General features: G+C 57.2%; 16 protein-coding genes and 1 tRNA gene. 10 read left to right on the top strand and 7 right to left on the bottom strand.

The window, feature by feature from the left end; genetic code table 11:
• Nucleotides 1-80: 80 nt before the first annotated feature.
• Nucleotides 81-791: a pyrimidine 5'-nucleotidase gene (locus MUU53_RS08540; RefSeq protein ID WP_247260532.1), complete on the bottom strand. Its 711-nt coding sequence runs from the start codon at nucleotides 789-791 to the stop codon at nucleotides 81-83.
• A 99-nt stretch (nucleotides 792-890) separates the two neighbouring features.
• Between MUU53_RS08540 and MUU53_RS08535 the strand changes: the two genes are divergently transcribed.
• The gene (locus MUU53_RS08535) at nucleotides 891-1,793 is read left to right on the top strand and encodes a DMT family transporter (protein WP_247260625.1); all 903 of its coding nucleotides are present in this window, start codon (nucleotides 891-893) and stop codon (nucleotides 1,791-1,793) included.
• 6 nt (nucleotides 1,794-1,799) lie between these two features.
• Here MUU53_RS08535 and argB read toward each other — a convergent pair whose 3' ends face one another.
• Nucleotides 1,800-2,687: an acetylglutamate kinase gene (argB, locus tag MUU53_RS08530; protein WP_062555223.1), complete on the bottom strand. Its 888-nt coding sequence runs from the start codon at nucleotides 2,685-2,687 to the stop codon at nucleotides 1,800-1,802.
• Nucleotides 2,688-2,812: 125 nt separating this feature from the next.
• Between argB and MUU53_RS08525 the strand changes: the two genes are divergently transcribed.
• From MUU53_RS08525 to MUU53_RS08515, 3 genes are all read left to right on the top strand, one after another.
• Nucleotides 2,813-3,355, top strand: coding sequence for a sigma-70 family RNA polymerase sigma factor (locus MUU53_RS08525; protein WP_247260531.1), 543 nt, complete (start codon nucleotides 2,813-2,815; stop codon nucleotides 3,353-3,355).
• On the top strand, nucleotides 3,352-4,083 hold the full coding sequence (locus MUU53_RS08520) for an anti-sigma factor (protein ID WP_247260530.1): 732 nt from the start codon (nucleotides 3,352-3,354) through the stop codon (nucleotides 4,081-4,083). The genes MUU53_RS08525 and MUU53_RS08520 overlap by 4 nt, the downstream gene beginning before the upstream one ends.
• A gap of 132 nt (nucleotides 4,084-4,215) precedes the next feature.
• Complete coding sequence (locus MUU53_RS08515) at nucleotides 4,216-4,776, top strand: fasciclin domain-containing protein (protein WP_247260529.1); 561 nt, start codon at nucleotides 4,216-4,218, stop codon at nucleotides 4,774-4,776.
• A gap of 36 nt (nucleotides 4,777-4,812) precedes the next feature.
• Here MUU53_RS08515 and yihA read toward each other — a convergent pair whose 3' ends face one another.
• The 5 genes from yihA to rpmH all read right to left on the bottom strand — a co-directional run bounded on the left by yihA (nucleotide 4,813) and on the right by rpmH (nucleotide 8,861).
• Nucleotides 4,813-5,469, bottom strand: a complete 657-nt coding sequence (gene yihA, locus MUU53_RS08510) for a ribosome biogenesis GTP-binding protein YihA/YsxC (protein WP_247260528.1) — start codon at nucleotides 5,467-5,469, stop codon at nucleotides 4,813-4,815.
• Between the two features lie 51 nt (nucleotides 5,470-5,520).
• Nucleotides 5,521-6,441 (bottom strand): DMT family transporter, encoded by a 921-nt coding sequence (locus MUU53_RS08505; RefSeq protein ID WP_247260527.1) that lies wholly within the window; start codon nucleotides 6,439-6,441, stop codon nucleotides 5,521-5,523.
• A gap of 62 nt (nucleotides 6,442-6,503) precedes the next feature.
• A complete protein-coding gene (gene yidC, locus MUU53_RS08500) occupies nucleotides 6,504-8,306 on the bottom strand; it encodes a membrane protein insertase YidC (RefSeq protein WP_247260526.1) in 1,803 nt (600 codons plus the stop codon).
• Nucleotides 8,306-8,698, bottom strand: coding sequence for a ribonuclease P protein component (gene rnpA, locus MUU53_RS08495; RefSeq protein ID WP_247260525.1), 393 nt, complete (start codon nucleotides 8,696-8,698; stop codon nucleotides 8,306-8,308). Before rnpA ends, yidC begins: the two co-directional genes overlap by 1 nt.
• A 28-nt stretch (nucleotides 8,699-8,726) precedes the next feature.
• Nucleotides 8,727-8,861 carry a 50S ribosomal protein L34 gene (rpmH, locus tag MUU53_RS08490; RefSeq protein WP_062555230.1) on the bottom strand — a complete coding sequence of 45 codons (135 nt, stop codon included), beginning with the start codon at nucleotides 8,859-8,861 and terminating at the stop codon, nucleotides 8,727-8,729.
• Between the two features lie 348 nt (nucleotides 8,862-9,209).
• On the opposite strand from rpmH, the gene MUU53_RS08485 reads away from it, so the two are divergent.
• From MUU53_RS08485 to MUU53_RS08460, 6 genes are all read left to right on the top strand, one after another.
• Nucleotides 9,210-11,270, top strand: a complete 2,061-nt coding sequence (locus tag MUU53_RS08485; RefSeq protein WP_247260524.1) for a methyl-accepting chemotaxis protein — start codon at nucleotides 9,210-9,212, stop codon at nucleotides 11,268-11,270.
• Nucleotides 11,271-11,475: 205 nt separating this feature from the next.
• Complete coding sequence (locus tag MUU53_RS08480) at nucleotides 11,476-12,906, top strand: ATP-binding protein (protein WP_247260624.1); 1,431 nt, start codon at nucleotides 11,476-11,478, stop codon at nucleotides 12,904-12,906.
• A gap of 132 nt (nucleotides 12,907-13,038) precedes the next feature.
• Nucleotides 13,039-13,115: transfer RNA gene (locus tag MUU53_RS08475), tRNA-Arg, on the top strand.
• An 80-nt stretch (nucleotides 13,116-13,195) separates the two neighbouring features.
• Nucleotides 13,196-14,824 (top strand): site-specific integrase, encoded by a 1,629-nt coding sequence (locus tag MUU53_RS08470; protein ID WP_247260523.1) that lies wholly within the window; start codon nucleotides 13,196-13,198, stop codon nucleotides 14,822-14,824.
• Nucleotides 14,825-15,275: 451 nt separating this feature from the next.
• A complete protein-coding gene (locus tag MUU53_RS08465; RefSeq protein WP_247260522.1) occupies nucleotides 15,276-15,713 on the top strand; it encodes a Rha family transcriptional regulator in 438 nt (145 codons plus the stop codon).
• Between the two features lie 88 nt (nucleotides 15,714-15,801).
• Complete coding sequence (locus MUU53_RS08460; RefSeq protein WP_247260521.1) at nucleotides 15,802-19,608, top strand: phage tail tip lysozyme; 3,807 nt, start codon at nucleotides 15,802-15,804, stop codon at nucleotides 19,606-19,608.
• Nucleotides 19,609-19,679 lie beyond the last annotated feature (71 nt).

The following is a 19,679-nucleotide window of genomic DNA, read 5'->3' as shown; positions in this document are numbered from 1 at the left end:
GAGCAGAGCCGTTCCGACACCACTTAAAGAACCGTAAGGCTATATGAAACTTTGGTAAGCTCGGTTGTGGCGAGATCAGTTCAACCCCGGTTCAGCGTTTGCAGAAATGTCGCAAGGTCATCGGTGACGTAGTCGATGTTCTCGTCGTCTTCGCGCACCTCTTCCCAGCGCTCGATAACGAATTCGCCGAGATTTCTGGGTGCAAGAAGAACCGTCTTCATGCCAAGCGCCCGTGGAGCGATGAGGTTGCGCGGCAGGTCTTCGAACATGGCTGCATGGGCTGTGTCGATCCGCTTCAGCTGGGTGAACTTGTCGTAGGTTTCGCCCGCAGGTTTCGGAACGTAATCGGCAGCGACAATATCGAAGATATCGTCGAAATGATCGAGGATCCCAAGCGCCCGGGCCGCAGCCTCCGCATGCGATACTGTGCCATTGGTGAAGATGAACTTGCGTCCGGAGAGAGCCTTGATCGCCTCGCCCAGTTCCGGATGCGGCAGGAGTGCCGAGTAATCGATCGCATGGGCCTTTTCGAGGAAGGCATTCGGATCGATCTTGTGATGGATCATCAAGCCGCGCAGCGTCGTCCCATGCTCGTGGTAGTACTGCTTCTGCAGTTTCCTCGCCTCTTCCGGCTCCAGTTGCAGAAGGGTCGCGACGAAATCCGTCATGTTGCGATCGATCTGTGCAAACAGATTGACGTGATGCGGATAGAGCGTGTTGTCGAGGTCGAAGACCCAGTCGCGGACATGCGAGAAATCGGCGGGGTCAGGTGTGTTCGTCATCTTTGCCATGCGCGCTTTATGCCTTGAGCCGAGGAGAATTGAAAGGGGAGAACGCTTACGCATCCGAGCGGGCTTGGCGGCTCATGCCCTGCATGTTAGCCCAGCATGATGGAACTCTGGATCCCCATCACCATTGCGGCTGCATTTCTGCAGAATCTGCGCTCCGCCCTGCAGCGTCATCTGCGTTCCAGCCTCGGCACGTGGGGCGCCAGCTTCGTGCGCTTCGGCTACGGTTTTCCGGTTGCCGTTCTTTACGTCGCTGGCCTGCATTTCCTGGGAGGCCATTTTCTGCCACAGATGAACTGGCCCTTCGTTGGCTGGGCAATCCTCGGTGGTCTGGCGCAGATCTACGCAACGATCATGCTGGTCTATCTGTTTTCCTTGCGAAACTTCGCAGTCGGAACTGCATACTCGAAAACAGAGCCCGTGCAGGCGGCGCTGTTCGGTCTGGTGCTGCTCGGTGAAAGACTTCAGCCGGGAACCGTTGTTGCCATCATCATCGGTGTTATCGGTGTCATGCTGATCTCGGTTGCCCGCACGCCACTCAGCGTGCGCAGTCTCTTGGCGGCGCTTTTCAGCCGCACAGCCCTCATCGGCATTGCGTCGGGCGGTGTCTTCGGAATCTCGGCCGTCGCCTATCGCAGCGCATCTCTGTCTCTGGACGGACCCAATGCGGTGGTGCAGGCAGCCTTCACGCTGGCCTTCGTCACCGGGTTCCAGACGCTCTATATGCTGGTCTGGATGGTGTTCACCGACCGTGCGGAAATCGGCAAGGTCATACAGTCCTGGCGGTCGTCAGCTCTGGTCGGGCTTGCCGGTGTTCTGGGGTCTGCGGGATGGTTTACGGCCATGACGCTGCAGCAGGTGGCCTATGTCAGGGCGCTGGGCCAGATCGAACTCGTTTTTACATTCGCAGCCTCGGTTTTCCTGTTCAAGGAGCGCATCAACCGGCTGGAAGTCTTGGGATGCCTGCTCATTCTGACAGGCATCCTCGGTCTCATTTTCGTTTGAGCGATATCAGGGAACGATGAGAGTTCCTGCGCCACCTTCCGTGTAGATTTCCAGAAGAACCGAATGTGACGTCTTCCCGTTGAGGATGACAACGCCCTGAACGCCCGCCTTGATGGCGTCGATGCAGGTCTCGACCTTCGGAATCATGCCGCCGGAAATCGTACCGTCCTTGATGAGCGCCTGCGCCTGCGCAACAGAAAGCTCCTTGATCAGGTTCTTGTCCTTGTCGAGCACGCCCGGCACATCGGTGAGGAACAGCAGACGGTCGGCGCGCAGCGCGCCTGCAATCGCGCCGGCAAAGGTATCGGCGTTGATGTTATAGGTCGCGCCATCACGGCCCGGAGCAACAGGCGCGATAACGGGGATCATTTCCGACTTCGCCAGAAGGTCGAGCAGCGTACGGTCGACTTCCACCACTTCGCCAACGAAGCCGAGGTCCAGAACGCGCTCGATATTCGATTCCGGATCGATCACGGTCTTCTTGGCCTTTTCGGCAAACACCATGTTGCCGTCCTTGCCGCAAAGCCCGATTGCCCATTCGCCAGTCTGGTTGATGAGCGCGACGATTTCCTTGTTGATCGAACCGGCCAGTACCATCTCGACGATCTCGACCGTCTTCTGATCGGTCACGCGCAATCCGCCCTCGAACTTGGATTCGATGCCCATCTTGGAGAGCATTGCACCGATCTGCGGGCCGCCGCCATGCACGACGATCGGGTTAACGCCCGCCTGCTTGAGAAGTGCGATGTCTTCAGCGAAAGCGCGACCAAGTGCTGCGTCACCCATCGCATGGCCGCCATATTTCACGACGATCGTCTTATTCTCGTAACGCTGCATGAAGGGCAGGGCCTGTGCCAGCAACTGGGCCTGCATCTCGCTTTCGGAAGGGGACATGAAAACACCTCTGGAACCTTGGTGCGGCCTTGTAACCCATGTTTTTGACGGAGGAAATAATCCGTTTGAAACAAATGACCGTAAGCGACGTGATGCAGCCAAATGTGCCATGGAAGGTGAGTGCAATGGGTGAAACCGATCTCCCGGATCTGCTGGCCCGGGTGGCGTTGCAGGATCGTGTCGCCTTCCACGCTCTCTATGTTGCGGTCTCGCCGAAACTTTTCGGCATTTGCCTGCGTCTCCTCAAGGTGCGAAATGATGCCGAGGATGCGCTGCAGGAAATCTTCGTCAAGATCTGGTATCGCGCCGATCGCTTTGTCGGAGGGCAGACCAGCGCGATGCCCTGGCTCTGTGCGATTGCGCGTAACCATTCGTTGGATATGCTGCGAAGCCGAAAGCAAGAAACGGAAAATCTGGACGATGAAATGGACAGCCTTGTCGATGACGCTCTGGATCCGGAGGCGCAAACTGTGATCAGTGGCGAAGGAAGGCGCATTGACAGGTGTATGCAAGAGTTGGATCCTGATCGCGCGCAGGCGGTTCGTGCGGCTTATGTCGACGGCATGAGCTATCAGGAACTGGCGGAACGATACGATGTACCGCTGAATACGATGCGGACATGGCTGAGACGCAGTCTTTTGAAACTGAGAGAGTGCATGGACCGATGACTAAGCCGGACCAGAGCGAAGGTGATCGCGCAAGAGACGAAGTTCTTGCAGGCGAATATGTTCTTGGTGTTTTGCCCGCCGAAAAGCGTCAGCAGGTCGAGCAGCGGATCCGGTGCGACCGTGCCTTTGCGGCAATGGTTGCGCGCTGGCAGGAAAATCTGTCGTCTATGGATGATGAATATGTTCCCCAGGTACCATCGGAAGCTGTATTTCCGCAAGTGCAACAACGATTGTTCTCGAGAGGCTCGCAACAAGCGCAGCATTCGGGATTTGGACGGCGCCTGTGGTCCTCTGCTCCGGTTTGGCGAACCTTGGCTCTGACCTCGTTCCTGATGCTGATTGGTGTCGCTATCTTTGGTCTTCAGCCTCCGTCTTCGCTGAAGACTGGCGGACAGATGCAGGCGCAATTGAAAGGGCAGGACGGGACGAATATAAGCCTGCTCGCAAATTACGAGCCGCGCAGTGGAAGGCTCACCATGATGCCAGTTGCCAATCCGCAGTCGGAGCCCAAGTCGTTAGAGCTTTGGATGATCGATGGAAATGCGCCGCCGGTTTCACTCGGGGTAATCCCGGACACCGCGAACGGCGATGTCATCGTTCCAGACACGATGCGCCGCCGTATTGCGAATGGTGTCACGCTGGCTGTCAGTCTGGAACCAAAGGGTGGCTCTCCATCCTTGGGCCCTACCGGCCCGGTCCTGCTGTCAGGCCAGATGCTCGCTCGCTGAACGGTTCATTTATTTTCGATCAACTGAAACTTTCTCTTCGCAGTCTTCGTCCTTCCGGATGAACCGATCATTCCGGGCCACCCAACGGGCAAGAGTCCCGTCGGCGTTTGAACGAAGGAAGAGGAAATATCCATGTTCAAATTCGCGATGCATACATTAGCAACTGTCGCTCTGGTAGCAGGCTCCGCCGCTCCCGTCTTCGCTGCGAATCCGAAGGTCGGCGGTGCGCCGATGTACGAAACCAGGACCATCGTCGAGAATGCCGTCAACTCCAAGGATCACACCACGCTGGTCGCTGCTGTGAAGGCTGCCGGTCTTGTCGATACATTGACCGGCAAGGGCCCCTTCACCGTGTTCGCGCCGACGAATGCCGCATTCAAAATGCTGCCGAAGGGCGCGGTCGATAACCTCCTGAAGCCGGAAAACAAGGCGCAGTTGCAGAAGGTGCTGACCTGCCACGTTGTCGCGGCTGATGCCATGTCCGGCATGATCGCCAAGATGATCAAGGACGATGGCGGTACGCACGACGTGAAGACGGTTGGCGGATGCATCCTGAAAGCGAAGATGAACAAGGGCCGCATAACGCTGACCGATGAAAATGGAAGCGTTGCTCGTGTCACGATTGCCGATGTGAAGCAGTCGAACGGCGTGATCCACGTGATCGACCGCGTTATGCTGCCGAAGACCATGTAACAGCTAAATCAAGGTTCGGCCTGGCTCACCGATGCGTCAGGCCGGACGCCCGATCGTCTTCAGGATTTCCCCGCGCAGGGCTTCAAGACCTTCGGACTTTTCCGACGAGGTGGCCAGAACCTCTGGATAGGCAGCGGGGCGCTTGCGGATCTTCTCCAGCGTTTCGTCGACCAGCTTCGGTACGGCTGGAACCTTGATCTTGTCGGTCTTCGTCAGAACGATCTGGTAGGAGACAGCGGCCTTGTCGAGCAGCGACAGAACCTCATCATCGTTCTTCTTCAACCCATGGCGGCTATCTATCAGAACATAGACACGCTTCAGGGTCGCGCGGCCGCGAAGATAATCGAAAACCAATTTCGTCCAGGCATCCACCTGTTCCTTCGGGGCCTGCGCATAACCGTAACCGGGCATATCCACCAAGGCCATCGGCGGCAGATCGTCGCCTTCACCGGAATAGCCGTCCGGGACGAAGTAGTTGAGTTCCTGGGTGCGGCCGGGCGTATTTGATGTCCGCGCAAGACCCTTCTGCCCGACAAGTCCATTGATCAGCGAAGACTTGCCGACATTCGAGCGTCCCGCAAAGGCAACCTCGAGCGGTCCTTCCGGTGGCAGGAACTTCATGGCGGGAACTCCGCGAATGAAAATCCAGGGGTGCCCGAAGATCGGCTTTGTGCTTTTGGTGTCGCTGGTCATGAAAGGTGCCTTTGTTTCAGCTCCTGTGAATTCAGGGTTTCGCTGCACGAGTCAAGCCGAACGCGTCAGGTTTCGTGTTTCCTTTGGTCCCGGCCTGTTCAGCAAATAGGTAAAAAGTGCTGCGAAAACGACAGCACCTCCGATCAAAGTTCGCTGGGAGGGGACCTCATCGTGTAGCAATACCATCCAGGCCGGAGCAAGGATCATTTCCAGCGTACCCAGCAGGGCAGCAAGCGCTGACGGGATCATTCTGGCGCCAGTCACATACAGCGCCATGCCCAGACCGAGGTTCAAGGCTCCGAACGCGAAGAGCAGCGCCATATCCTGAGTCGGTGCAAGGAATGAACCGGCCTGAGTGGCTGCGGCAAGCGTCGCAATCAGAGAACCAAGACAGGCGGCTGGCGTCATCCTGATGCCGGGGTGGCGCCGCGTGATGACCGTCATGCCCGCAAAGATAAGGGCTATGGATGCCGCGAGCGTAAGCCCAATAACAGAAAGGCCTTCACCGAGCGAAGACGAGACCATTATGCCCACCCCAGCCATGACCGCAATGATGGCCAGCCACGTGACGCGTGTGATCGGCTCCTTGAGAAAGATGCGAGCAAACAGGGCTGCAAAGAGCGGGATAGAGGCCATGAACAAGGCGACATTGGCAACCGGCGTGATGCTGACGGCCAAGACGAAACAGGTAGAAATGATAGCAAAGCCAGTGGCAATCGTCAGCCCTGGCACTCCCATCGATGAAAACAGCCGCGCTGTTTCGCGCGGCCCGTCTCTCAGTATCATAAAGCAAAGCAGGAAGAGTGCAGCAAAGAAGCAGCGCCAGAACACAATCGTCCAGGTGTCATCGATCTGGATGAAGCGCTGGATTGCGCCGCCATAGCTCCAGACGAAAGCAGACGCTGCCACAAGCAGAATACCCATGAAGCGAGACGAAAAACGGTTGGGTATCGGTGTTTCACCGTTCAGCAATCGGAATCTCCTGAAACAAAAAAAGCCCCGGCTCTGTTGAAGCCGGGGCTGGATAAACCACGCTATTTCGTTCCAGCCGGTTTTCGCTGGAACAGACTCTTGAGATTGCCGAACAGTTCGATCTTGGCACCATGACGCTTCATGATCAGAGCCTGCTGGGTGATGGAGAGGGTGTTGTTCCATGCCCAGTAGATGACCAGACCTGCAGGGAACGAAGCCAGCATGAAGGTGAAGACCAGCGGCATCCACGTAAAGATCATGGCCTGCGTCGGATCCGGCGGTGTCGGGTTCATGCGCATCTGCAAGAACATCGTGACACCCATGATGATGGGCCAGATGCCGATCATCAATGCATGCGGCACGTCGTAGGGCAGAAGGCCGAAGAGGTTGAACAGCGATGTCGGATCGGGCGCAGACAGATCCTGGATCCAGCCAAAGAACGGCGCGTGGCGCATTTCGATCGTGACGTAGATGACCTTGTAGAGAGCGAAGAACACCGGGATCTGAAGCAGGACCGGCCAGCAGCCTGCAATCGGGTTGATCTTCTCTTCCTTGTAGAGCTGCATCATCGCCTGTTGCATTGCCATGCGGTCATCGCCATGCTTTGCCTTCAATTCCTCCATCTTTGGCTGAACGCGCTTCATCGCAGCCATGGAAGCGTATTGCTTGCTGGCAAGCGGGAAGAACAAAGCCTTAACGACGATGGTGGTGCAGAGGATAGCAACGCCGAAGTTGCCGAAGAAGCGGAAGAAGAAGTCCATCAGCTTGAACATCGGCTTGGTGATGAAATAGAACCAGCCCCAATCGATGAGCAGATCGAACTTCGGAATAGAGTAGCTCGCCTCATAGCCGTCGACGAGCGGTACTTCCTTGGCGCCTGCAAAGACAAGATTCTTGATCTCTGTTGGCTGGCCCGGCTGGACGGTGAAGCTGTCGGACTTGAAGTCCGCCTGATAGCGTGCCTGACCATCTGCAAGATAGCGGAATTGGGATTCGTAAGCGAGCGTCTGCGGCGGAATGAGCGTTGCAGCCCAGTACTTGTCGGTAATGCCGAGCCAGCCGCCAGTCGCCTTGGGATTGATCGTAGCCTCTTTCTCAACGTTGCTATAGCTGTGTTCGGTGAGACCTGCCTCTGAACCGATCACGCCAAGAAAGCCCTCATGGATGACATAAACGGATGGATGGCTTGGCTTGTTATAGCGTGTGACGCGTCCATAGGTCGAAAGATTAACAGGCGCGCCGGTCGGGTTCTCGATCCTGTCGGTCACCGTCAGCATGTAATGTTCGTCGATCGCGACCGTTCGATTGAACACCAGACCTTTGTCGTTGGTGAAGGTCAACGTTACCGGTGTCTGCACGGTTAGCTTGGCACCTGCAGGTGCAGTCCACACGGTGGACGGGCCCGGAACCGTTCCGGTTTCCTGGCTGCCGATGTAGCCAAGTTCGGTAAAATATCCGTCCTTCGTGTCGGCCGGAGAGAAGAGCACAATGGTTGGGCTCTTCGGATCAACCGTCTCATGATATTCGCGAAGGCTCAGATCATCGAAGCGAGCGCCCACAAGATTAATGGAGCCGGAAAGCGCGGGGGTGTCGATCACGACGCGTACGGATTTCGCCAGCGACTCTTCACGGGTGACCTGAACCTGAGCCTGTGCGCTGGCAGGCAATGTGCCGTTTGGCTGTACGCCAGATTGGGCGCCGGGGCTCTGCGGCTGGATGATCTGGCTCTGCCCCTGGCTTGCGAGCCGGGCCTCCTCAGCGCGACGCTGGGCTTCCAACCTCGGATTCATATAGAGGAATTGCCAGGCAAGAACGATCACCACTGAAAGGGCGATCGCGATGAAGTAATTGCGATTCTTTTCCATCATGCTTTCCTGGAACGGGTCTCCTCGGACCGCTTGTGTTTCGGTCTGCTTCCGATCCGCTCGGAAAGCGCTTTCGTCACGTCGGCGAAAGGCGCTCCGAGTAATTCGCGCCGCGCGACAATGACGTAGTCGTGACCGTCTTTCATTGCAAAATGGGCGACTTGACGAACCGCTTCGCGCAGCCGTCGCTTCATCCGGTTTCGCTCAACAGCATTGCCCTGCTTCTTCGTCACAGTAAAGCCGACGCGGGGCTCGCTTGCGGGATCCTTGCGATCGAGAACCTCTAGAAGGAAGAGAGGTCCACGCCGCTTCTCACCGTCCCTCACGGCAAGAAACTGCGGCCGACTTTTCAGCCGCCCGACAGTTCGCTGCATTTTGTCTTGCGACTTCATCGCCCGGTCGATCTCGGGCTATCGACACTTAGGCCGACAGACGCTTGCGGCCACGTGCGCGACGGGCAGCAAGAACCTTGCGACCACCGGGCGTCGCCATACGAGCACGAAAGCCGTGACGACGCTTGCGAACAAGCTTGGATGGTTGGTAGGTACGCTTCATTTTTTTAACACCGCGGTGTGCGGCCCTTCTTGAAGTTGCTCCGTGAAGAGCAAGAGCGTTGTTTGAAAACGTTTCGGCCACAGGTGCGCGGATGCGCTTCAGCCTGAGATGCCGCACGTGCGCGGCTTATAAGGGCATCAGCCGCGCAAAGTCAATCTTGCCGCCTTCACATCACGGTAACTCTGAGTCCGACATTGTTCAGGTGACCCGTTTGGACGCGTCGGTTGCGACACAAACTCTGATTTAAGTTCAGGTTTCCTTAATTACTCGATGGCAAATTTTGTGCAATCGAAGCTGTCCGGGAGCGGGGGCTCAGTAACCGGCGACAGGCAAGACAGGAAGGGCGGAATGAGAATTCGAGGCAAAATCAATTTACTTGTTGGTATACTGAGTCTGGTTGCATTGGTTGTCGGCGGATTGTCGCTCTTTGCAATTCATGAGTACAGCAATCGTATCGTGGCATTCGATAATGCTGCCGCGCGTGCCTTTAAAGGCGAGGCGCTGAACCGCGCGGTCACGGCCGTTGTCATGGAAGCGCGTGGTATCTATGCTGCCAAAGACGCCGCAGACGCGGAGAAGTTTGGTCCGGGCCTCATGAAGAGCCTGGATAAGATCGATCAGATTTTGGCCTCCTGGCAACCTTTGGTTCCTAAGGAGCAGCGGGCTGTCTTCGACGCTATGTTGTCGCGCGCGAAAGAATTCCGCGCGTTCCGTTCCGAAACGGTCCGGCTGGCGAAGGAAGAAGGTCCTGCCGCAGCCAACAAGCAGGGCAATAACGAGGCAAATCGTAACAATCGCAAGGCATTTCAGGCTGAGATCGATGCCGTCGTTGCTGCTGACCTTGCCGAGCTAGAGAGTGTCCAGAAGAGCACCGAAACCTTCGGTCGAACACTGTTCGTCATGATCGCTGCGATCACTGCTGTCGGCGTTATCGCAGGCGCTGCGGTTGGCTTGTTTATCGGCTCTCGTTCATTGAGTAACCCGATCCTTGGCCTGACCGAAGCGATGAAGCGCCTTGCCAGCGGAGACTATTCTGCCGACATTCCATTGATGGGGCGCCAAGATGAGATCGGCGACATGGCTGCTGCCGTCGAGGTGTTTAAATCGAACGGTGTCGAAGTCAATCGCATGAATGCGCAGGAAAACGCGAATCGCGCCAAGAGCGATGCTCTCCAGAATCGCATGGCCAGTGTTCTTGCGGCAGCTGCGAGCGGTGATTTCTCTTCGCGCATCAACAAGGAGTTCGGTGATCCGGCGCTAGATCGCTTTGCTCGCAATGTCGATGAACTGCTCGAGGCGGTTGACTCTGGACTGACCCAGACCGGTGCAATTCTGAAACGTCTCGCCATCGGTGATCTGACCGATACAATGCGCGGAGACTTCCGCGGTGCCTTTGCCGAACTGCAAACCAACGTGAATGAGGCCATCACGGGTCTGCGCAAGACAATGGAAGAGATCCGCAACGCCACGAGCTCGATCAACAGCAACTCAGAAGAGCTGCGTATAGCGGCAGATGATCTTTCCCGCCGGACGGAACAGCAGGCCGCCGCGCTTGAACAGACGTCGGCCTCGCTTGATCAAATTACCGCTGTGGTCAAGACATCCACAACGCGAGCCCAGGAAGCCAGTGAAATGGTGACCGAAGCCAAGCAGAGCGCCGCCCAATCCGCGACCGTTGTTCGTGATGCAATCACCGCAATGGGCCGCATTGAGCAGGCTTCTCACGAAATTTCTCAGATCATCAATGTGATCGATGAAATTGCCTTCCAGACGAACCTGCTGGCTTTGAACGCAGGCGTCGAAGCGGCTCGCGCCGGTGAAGCTGGCAAAGGCTTTGCCGTCGTTGCCCAGGAGGTTCGTGAACTGGCTCAGCGCTCTGCGAATGCCGCCAAGGACATCAAGACGCTCATCACGAAGTCTGGCGACGAGGTTGCTGGCGGTGTGAAGCTTGTGCAGAAGACGGGCGCTTCGCTCCACGAAATCGAGACGCAGGTCCTCAGCATCAACGATCACATCCATTCGATCGCAGTTGCTGCTAGGGAGCAGGCAACCGGCCTTCACGAGATCAACACCGCCATCAATCAGATGGACCAGGTCACGCAGAAGAATGCGGCCATGGTGGAGGAAACCTCTGCCGCGACACATAAGCTGTCCAGCGAAACTGCAACGCTTTTCTCACTTCTGTCGCACTTCAAGATTGGTGATATGGTCGCTGCTGCCTCTACGAATTACGTTACCGAAGCAACGGCGCGCCCGGTTGTGTCTCGTGCGCCGAGAGCCGCCGATGTTGGATCTGCTCCGAAGGCATCGCCGGCCCGCAAGATCATGGGCAATCTCGCCCGCGCTCTCTCAGCACCAGCCGCCGCTGTTGCGGTTGCACCCAGCGGCGAGAACTGGGAAGAGTTCTGAGAACTTCCGAATTAACGAACTGTAATGCAGGTTTAGCGTCCGAGGGCTGGAAAAACCCTTCGGGCGCTATTATCATCTCGTTGCAACATGAGAGGCCCCGGATGGCCGCTAGGCAACTGAATCGGAGTTCCGCATGAACAGACTGGCGGACCTATCCGGCCGACAGACGCTGACAGCCGACGATGCGGAGGCGGCGATACGCCGGATGCCGCGCCGACTGCACGGCCTTTCAGGACGCCTTCTTTGGTTGACGGTCGCCTTCGTCATGTTTGCGGAAGTTCTGATTTTCATACCGTCCATTTCGGTGATGCGTACCACCTGGCTGCGCGACAGGTTGGACACGGCTGCTGCTGCCGGGATTGTCATCGATGGGCTGCAGCCAGCCGAATTGCCCCGCGAAGTCCAGGACGATACGCTGCTTGCGACCGGGACGAAGGTTCTGGCGCTGCGCAAGGACGGAACGTCACGACTTCTGGCGGCTATTGATGTGCCGCCACAGGTCGATGACCAGTATGATCTCGCCAATGAAGGCGCCGTTGACGCCATGCACAATGCGCTTGGCACACTTTTTTTTGGTGGCGGAAAGGTGATGCGCGTCTTTGGTCCGATCGGTGAGACCGATATGCTCATAGAGCTTGTCATGACGGACGATGCCCTGCGCAAAGCAATGATCAGTTTTTCGAAGCTCATGTTCGGTATTTCGCTCTTGATCTCCATAGTGACGGCGGGACTGATTTACGTCTCGATCAATCGCATGATGATCAGTCCGATCCGTCGCTTGACGCATGGCATGCAGCGCTTTTCAGATCGCCCCGAGGATCCGGAGCGTATTTTTCAGCCGGGTAGGGCAAAGGGCGAGCTTGAAGTCGCTGGTCAACATCTGGCTGCGATGCAGACGGAATTACAGCGCACGCTCAAACAACAAAAGAATCTCGCCGATCTTGGTCTCGCGGTTTCGAAGATCAATCACGATATGCGCAACATTCTCGCCTCGGCCCAACTGATGTCCGACCGTCTGGTAGACGTGGAAGATCCCATGGTGCGAAGCTTTGCCCCCAAGCTGCTGCGCACGATCGATCGAGCAGTCGGCTATACCAATGAAGTTCTTGCCTATGGCCAGGCCTCGGAGGCGGCGCCGCGCCGCAGGCTGCTGAAGCTCGCCGACCTCTGTCAGGATGTTCGGGAAATGCTGGCCATCGATCCGGAAGGAACCATTGGTTTCGTCGAGCAGATTGCGGAGGATTTGGAAGTTGATGCCGATGGTGAGCAGTTGTTCCGCGTTATCCACAATCTGTGTCGAAACGCCGTTCAGGCACTCAGTCAGGCAGAGCTCGGCGAAGAAGGGCAGGCTCATCGCATTACCCTCAGTGCGCAACGCGTAGGATCGGTTGTCAGCATCATTATCGACGATAATGGGCCCGGCATGCCTCAGAAAGCCCGGGAGAACCTGTTCACAGCGTTTCGGGGCGCTGCACGTTCCGGTGGGACGGGTCTAGGCTTGGCCATAGCGCGCGAGCTTGTGCTCGCTCACGGGGGTACGATTGCGCTTGTCGAGAAGCCGGGGCGTGGCACCCAATTTCGCATAGAGATTCCCGATCGTCCGGTCTCGCTGGAGAGCTATCGAGCGCGAGCGTGAAAATAATCATTGTAAATCAATGACATAAATCTGTATTGAAAGAAAATGCCGACTTGCTTTTCAAAAGCGCTTGCAATCCGAAACGTAACGCTTTAGAGGATCGCCAACGCCGACGGACAGTCAGCGAGGCAAGCACCCGTAGCTCAGCTGGATAGAGCACCAGACTACGAATCTGGGGGTCAGGAGTTCGAATCTCTTCGGGTGCGCCATTCCATCTCACTGATGGGAAACAACAATCTGATTTTCCTAATGAATTCCCTGCCGCTTTTGATACACAAAGGTGGCACACATGGTTCTTTCTATGCCCTCACCATATAAGCACCCGGCGACTGGCGTTTATTGGTATCGTCAACGAGTGCCGACGCGACTTAAGTCAGCAGCAAAGGGCAAAGTTGTAACCGTCTTAATCGACGGACATTCATCGTCACCAACCATTGGAGACGATCTCAAGGTGTCATTGCGGACAAAGGTGCCCTTGGAGGCCAAGCGTCTGGCTGGTGAGGCTCAGGCAGAGTTCGACCGGGTTTGGCTGAGCTTCGAGCAAGGTCCAGTCTCTCTGACCCTGAAGCAAATCGTCGCTCTCTCAGGTCAGATGTACCATACAATCCGGCAGGTGCTGGAGGATGACCCCGGCGAAGCCGCTTTGTGGGCTGCACGCAAACGTGAGCGTAAAGCTGAAGAGCAACGTCATATCGGCTCTGCATTATCTGAACTGAGGCTTCGAACAGCACCCAGCCTTTCTGAGCGCCTTGGTTCATGGGTTGATGGCGCGCTCTCGCAGCATCATCTCACCGTCACCGAAGCTACTTATCAGCGTCTTTTGGTTGAGTTCGACCGTGCCGCCGCTGATGTCGCGGACCTACTGGAAAGGCGGGCACAGGGTGATTTCGGTGTAGATACCGTGGGCGGTCGATTTCCTGCTTACATCCCAGCGGACCAACCCAAAGCACCAGAGAGCCAAGGGCCAAGCCTCACCAAGCTACTGTCCGCTTGGTCGAACCGGCTGAAGCAGCCAAAGCCGCAAACTATCATCCGCTATACGGGCATTGTGAAGCAGCTCATCGCCTATCTAGGGCATGACGACGCTTCTCGGGTAACCGATGCGGACCTTGTTCGCTGGCATTCAGAATTGACGACATCAGGGGCGGTGTCTCATGACACCTTCATCAAAGCTTACAGAGCAGCGGTCAGTACCATATACGCTTACGGGATGACCGCGCAGGGCGGGAAGTTGGTCACGGACAATCCCGCTGAGAAGCTACTGCTAGAGGGACCGAAAAAGACCCAGAGTCGGCCTAAGAGCTTCTTCGTTCATGAGGCTCATAGCATCCTTCGGTGTGCGCTGGATGCGCTTACCGTCGAAAACAACTATTCCGAAGCCAATCGCGCAGCCATGCGATGGGTGCCGTGGATTTGCGCGTATACTGGTGCGCGTGCAGGCGAGGTATGCCAGCTTCGAAAGGAGGATTTCATAGAGATTGATGGCGTTCGGTGCATCGCCTTGCTCCCTGATGCCGGAACGATCAAGACAGGGAAGTTCCGCCATGTTCCGTTGCATCCGCATTTATTAGAGCAAGGCATCTGGGAATACGCCAAGAGAGCAAAAGCCGGACCTCTGTTTTACAACGGCAATCTGACTTCCGGCCAGCCTTGGGTGCAGACTGTCCAGATACTTGGCGAGTGGGTGCGAGGTACAGCCAAGGTTACCGACCCGCGAATAGGCCCGAACCACGCTTGGCGGCATTGGTTCAAATCCAAGGGACGGACGGCAGGGGTGGATGACGCATATCTTGATGCGATTTGCGGACACACTTCGCCTGCGCAGGGGCGTAAATATGGCGAGTTTGAGCCTCCTGCACTGCTGCGTGAGATAAAGAAACTACCGGCAATTGATCCCCGAAGGAAGGATGGGGACTGAAGCCCCTTGGTGGGCTCATGGCGCGAAGCCATCGGCTTCTCTGGCCGCTGTCGTAGTTGCGTTCACGCGCCCATCTGGGGACTTCAGTGGCCCTCATGGTGTCTGATAGCGGACACTACCATCTTCAATTAGGTCTGATCCTGGTATGGTTCCTGTTTTAGCCGCTATCGGCGCATTCGTTGCCGTCAATTTCCTTCTCGCCATTTTGGCTGGCTTTCTATGTGGCGTGAGCAGAACCATGTTCGTGCTCATCAGGCTTTCCTATTTTTCTCCTGTGATCAAAGGGGCGTGTTTGGCCGCTTCCGTTTGGGCGGGTGTGTTCGCCTACAACGCCTCAGTCTGAGGCCCCCGATGTATCTTGCCGGTCACTTCAGGGTTGAAAGTGAATTGGCCGCACCCAAGGAAATCTGGACGCTGAACCCCGCGACAGCGAGGCGCAAGGAACCCCAGAATGACCCACGCAATCACCCCTATCGTCACCCTTCAGAACGGCCAGCCGGTCACCACAAGCGCCAACGTGGCTGAGCTATTCGGGAAGCGGCACGACCACGTTCTCCGCGACATCGACGCGCTCTTAGAAGCTGAGCCCACCATTGCCCCCAATTTTGGGGCCATTGAAGTGGCGGTCAAAGTCGGCTTCGGATACCGCAGAAGTCGCGCCTTCAACATCTCCCGAGACGGCTTCACGCTCCTCGCCATGGGCTTCACCGGAGCTAAGGCGCTGCACTTCAAGCTGGCCTACATCACCCGCTTCAATGAGATGGAGCGGGCCCTGCACCACGCAGCCCGCAGCAAAGCCTTCGGTGCCAACGTGGTTCGAGAGTTCCAGCTCGACGGTCTCAGGCTCCGCGCTCTGGCAACCGAACACGGCCCTCGGGTGGTCGCCTGAAATCGATTTGGGCCCACCCGAAGAAATCCAAACCTTTCCTTCCGGCCCCGTAGCTTCCCGCTGCGGGGTTTTTCATTTGAGGATCATCATGAGACAATCCAACATCAACGACAGAGCCCAAAGGGCATTCGACTTCTTCGTTTCGAAGGGGTGGAGCCCTGCACAGGCCGCTGGCATCGTCGGTAACGGACAGGCCGAAAGCGGCAAGGGACTAAACGAACGTGCAGTAGGCGACAGCGGTGCAGCCCTCGGCATCTTTCAGTGGAACGACCGGAGACCCAAGCTCATCCAGTGGGCGAAGAACAACGGTCGGGACCACCTCGACTTCGACACCCAGCTTGAGTTCGCGCAACACGAGCTGGAGACTTCCGAGAGCTACGCGGCCAGCCGCCTGAGAGCTGCCACTACAGTGGACGAAGCGGCTGCTGCATTCATGCACTTCGAACGTCCCAGCGGCTACAGCCGGAACAACCCCACAGCGGGCCACAATTGGGCTGGCCGTCTGGCGAACGCTAAGGCCATCTTCGGTGGCAACATGAGTTATCCCCAGATTGACCGTGGGAACATCCCTCGCGAGTCCGTTTCCTCCACCCCGAACGGCGATAAGGTCTCCTTCGACAATCCGATTTCTCCGCGTGCGGTGACCACTGATGTCGAGATGAACCAGTTCAATGCACAGCAGGCCGCTCAGGCACCTGCGTTCGACTCGAAGTGGGATGCCTTCAAGGCCGCTCGCGAGGACGAAAGCATGATCAATTGGATGATGAAGGGCCGCACGGACCTCCTTCCTGATCCAAACTGGCAACCCACTCCCGACATCCTCAACGCTGCCAAGGCTGGCGTGCCAGAGCAATTCTGGCCCCAGCTCGGTAAGGCGCACTCTCAGGCCCACCTCGAACAGATCAAAGAGGGCATCCTCGCTGACGTGGACTATGAGAAGAAGATGGAGGGTCTGGGCTGGACAGGCACGGGCCTGCGTGTCGGTGCGAGCCTCACGACCATCGACAACCTGGCACTCCTCCTGCTGGCCCCTGAAGTGAGCCTCCCGAAATACGGTGGGATGCTCGCTAAGGTCGGCATAAAGGCCGCTGAGGGCGCATTCATCAACACCCTCACGGAAATCCCTCGCGTGGCCTACAAGCCATCAGCGAACGGAACTGACCTGCTGTGGGCGGCTGGTACAGGTGCGGCCCTCGGTGGTGCCTTCGGTGCATTCGCCAAGAACCCCGCACTGGCCCAAGAGAGTGCCGAGTACATCCGCATCGGCAAGAGCCTTCAGGCCCATGCTGAGGAAGAGCTGAAGGCGGGCACCATGCTCCGCTCTGTGGACCTTCCCGGTTCCGCTGGTGCTGCCCGAGTAAGCTCCCGTGACGTGCTCACTGACGCTGGCGAAGACTGGCTTCACGGTGCGGTGGACAATGCCATTGAACGCTCATGGGCTTCTCGCATCCGCTGGGATGTGGCTGGCAAGGGTAAGGCTTCCGAGAACCCCGCAACGCGAGCTTTCACAAGCCACGCTGTGGTGGACGTTGTGGGCAATGCCGACAAGACGAAGGTATCCCACATCGCTGCCGAAGAGTGGCAGAAGCAGCTCGACTTCGACTTCTCCATGCGTGCCGAGCAAGGGCACGTTCAGCACTTCAACGAGTTCATGACCTCTCGCGGGATCACCGGAGCGGGCAAGGACGAGGCTGAGGTGGAGTTCAAGAAGCTGGTCACCAACTATCTCGACAACGTTCGTCCTGAAAAGGAATGGGACGCTGCCGTGAAGAAGCAGGGTGACCTCATCCGCAAGAGCTATGCTGACTACCTCGAATACCTCAAGAACCCCGGCTTGCTGGATGGTTCAGAGCGTCGAGCGGTGGCAGGCTTCGAGAACGTGGACCGGGCTCCCTATCGGCCCAACATCGCGGACCACCAGAAGATTGACGCACACAGCGTCCGTTATGGTGACGATACGATGCGTGAGTTCGTGGCCCAAGCGTTCCTTCGGAAGGTGCCCGAGCTGGGCGAAGAGCTGGCCCGTCGAATGGGCAAGGGTTACTGGCGCACCCTCCGAGAAGCTACGGCTGGCATGAGCAACCTCGATAGGGTGCTTCATGGCAACGATATGGAGGCCCTGAAGAAGGCGTTACAGGACATCGACCTCTCGGACGCTGACATCCAGAAGGTCATCAGCGTGGCGAAGCCCAAGCCCTCGAAGGAAGGCGGCACGGCCCGGTCGAAGCGCAAGGCGCTCTACGACAACAACTTCGAGATGATGGTCCGCAACAAGAGCACGGGGGAGATGGAGAAGCTGAGGATGGCCGACCTGTTTCAGGACGACTACCTCTATGGCTTCAAGAGCTATTCCCGTCAGATGTCCGGCCAGATTGGCATGGCGATGATGCGGATTAAGAACCCGCTCTACAGCGCAGATAATCCTCACGCTGCTGAGTTCCTTGTCGATGGCATCACCTCGCGTGGTGAGTTCGACAAGTTCGTTCGTGAGATGCGTTCTGTCTGGGATGCCAAGACCCACATCCCGCACGCTGACCGCATGAAGGCAGCGAATGCGGACGAGGCTCGGCTCCAGTTCATCTACGACCGGATCACCGGCACGCCGGATCAGACCAAGTTCCCGAACCTCGCGAAGTGGGCTCGTGCCGTTCACGGCTACAACTACACCCGCGTCATGAACCAAGTCGGCCTTGCGCAGCTTGGTGAAATGCTGGGCGTGGGAACTCAGATTGGCCTCAAGGCTGCACTCGAAGGGATGCCCTCGTTCAGGGCCATGTTGCGTGACGCGAAGACCGGCCAGCTCCAAACATCGTTCGCTCGCGAGATGGAGGAGCTTTCAGGCTTCGGTGCGGACTGGTTCCGTGACGGCTTCAGGCATCACCTTGACGACATGGGTGAGATGATCAACCGGAGCGCCAACGGCCAGCGGTGGAACAAGGTCGATGACCTTCTGCACACCGGCAAGCGGATCACCAACGTGGTCTCTGGCATGAGCACCGTGGACACGTTCTCACGGCGCTGGGCATCCGCAGCAGCGGTCATGAAGATTGTCAACGCAGCCGCGAAGACAGCCGAAGGGGGTAGCGTCAAGGGCCTCAACATGAACCGTATGCGTGCCCTCGGACTGGACGATGACATGGCCCATCGCGTGTTCGCTCAGATCAGGAAGCACGCGGACTTTGAGGATGGCGCAATCTCCAGCCGGAAATATCTCGCAGGAAACTTCGGCAAGTGGGATGATCAGGAAGCCCTCTCGCACTTCCGCACGGCTGTGTGGAGGTGGAGCCGAATGGTCATTCAGGACAACGTGGTGGGGCAGGGGAACGTGATGCTCTCGCATCCGATGGCCCGCACCATCCTTCAGTTCCGAAACTTCATGATGAATGCATGGACGAACCAGCTTCTTCGCAACCTCCACCACATGGACTTCAACACCTTCGCCTCCTTTATGACCACTTCGGTGGTGGGTGGCATGGTCTACACGGCTCAGCAGTACCTCAACTCTACGGGCCGCTCGGACCAGAAGGACTACTTGGAGGAGAAGTTGAGCCCTAGCGGCATTGCAAAGGCAATGGTTCAGCGTGGCGAATGGTCGAGCATCATGCCCACCATCATCGATACGGGCCTGTATGTGACGAGCTTCAAGCCTTGGTTTGAAGACCGTGCGTCAGGTCTGGCATCTAACGCCTTCAGCAATCCTACCTTTGATCTGGCGAGCACTGGCTTGAAGGCCAGCCACGGGATTGGTCGTGCAATCCGACAGGGGGGCTGGTCGCAGAGCGAAATCAGAGCCCTGCAACGCATCATGCCTTTCCAGAACGTCATCGGCGTTCAGCCTCTGGTTAACTCGTTGATCCGTCATCAGCCGGAACGGACACGAAGCTCCTCGTGGTGAGGCAGTATCAAAAGCATCCCTCGGAGTAAAAGCTCCGGGGGTGCTGATCATCCCAGCCTCTTTCCTGTTGG

This window comes from Affinirhizobium lemnae (assembly GCF_022968395.1).
GTDB classification, from domain to species: Bacteria; Pseudomonadota; Alphaproteobacteria; order Rhizobiales; family Rhizobiaceae; genus Neorhizobium; species Neorhizobium lemnae.
This window is presented reverse-complemented; position numbering and strand designations above follow the sequence as displayed.

Bases quoted from the DNA above. Each gene is read 5' to 3' on its own strand.
- rnpA (WP_247260525.1), bottom strand. From the start codon at position 8,698: ATGAAGTCGCAAGACAAAATGCAGCGAACTGTCGGGCGGCTGAAAAGT.
- yihA (WP_247260528.1), bottom strand. From the start codon at position 5,469: ATGACCAGCGACACCAAAAGCACAAAGCCGATCTTCGGGCACCCCTGG.
- MUU53_RS08525 (WP_247260531.1), top strand. From the start codon at position 2,813: ATGGGTGAAACCGATCTCCCGGATCTGCTGGCCCGGGTGGCGTTGCAG.
- MUU53_RS08480 (WP_247260624.1), top strand. From the start codon at position 11,476: ATGCCGCGCCGACTGCACGGCCTTTCAGGACGCCTTCTTTGGTTGACG.
- rpmH (WP_062555230.1), bottom strand. From the start codon at position 8,861: ATGAAGCGTACCTACCAACCATCCAAGCTTGTTCGCAAGCGTCGTCAC.
- MUU53_RS08520 (WP_247260530.1), top strand. From the start codon at position 3,352: ATGACTAAGCCGGACCAGAGCGAAGGTGATCGCGCAAGAGACGAAGTT.
- MUU53_RS08465 (WP_247260522.1), top strand. From the start codon at position 15,276: ATGACCCACGCAATCACCCCTATCGTCACCCTTCAGAACGGCCAGCCG.
- argB (WP_062555223.1), bottom strand. From the start codon at position 2,687: ATGTCCCCTTCCGAAAGCGAGATGCAGGCCCAGTTGCTGGCACAGGCC.
- MUU53_RS08540 (WP_247260532.1), bottom strand. From the start codon at position 791: ATGGCAAAGATGACGAACACACCTGACCCCGCCGATTTCTCGCATGTC.
- MUU53_RS08460 (WP_247260521.1), top strand. From the start codon at position 15,802: ATGAGACAATCCAACATCAACGACAGAGCCCAAAGGGCATTCGACTTC.
- MUU53_RS08470 (WP_247260523.1), top strand. From the start codon at position 13,196: ATGGTTCTTTCTATGCCCTCACCATATAAGCACCCGGCGACTGGCGTT.
- yidC (WP_247260526.1), bottom strand. From the start codon at position 8,306: ATGGAAAAGAATCGCAATTACTTCATCGCGATCGCCCTTTCAGTGGTG.
- MUU53_RS08535 (WP_247260625.1), top strand. From the start codon at position 891: ATGGAACTCTGGATCCCCATCACCATTGCGGCTGCATTTCTGCAGAAT.
- MUU53_RS08515 (WP_247260529.1), top strand. From the start codon at position 4,216: ATGTTCAAATTCGCGATGCATACATTAGCAACTGTCGCTCTGGTAGCA.
- MUU53_RS08485 (WP_247260524.1), top strand. From the start codon at position 9,210: ATGAGAATTCGAGGCAAAATCAATTTACTTGTTGGTATACTGAGTCTG.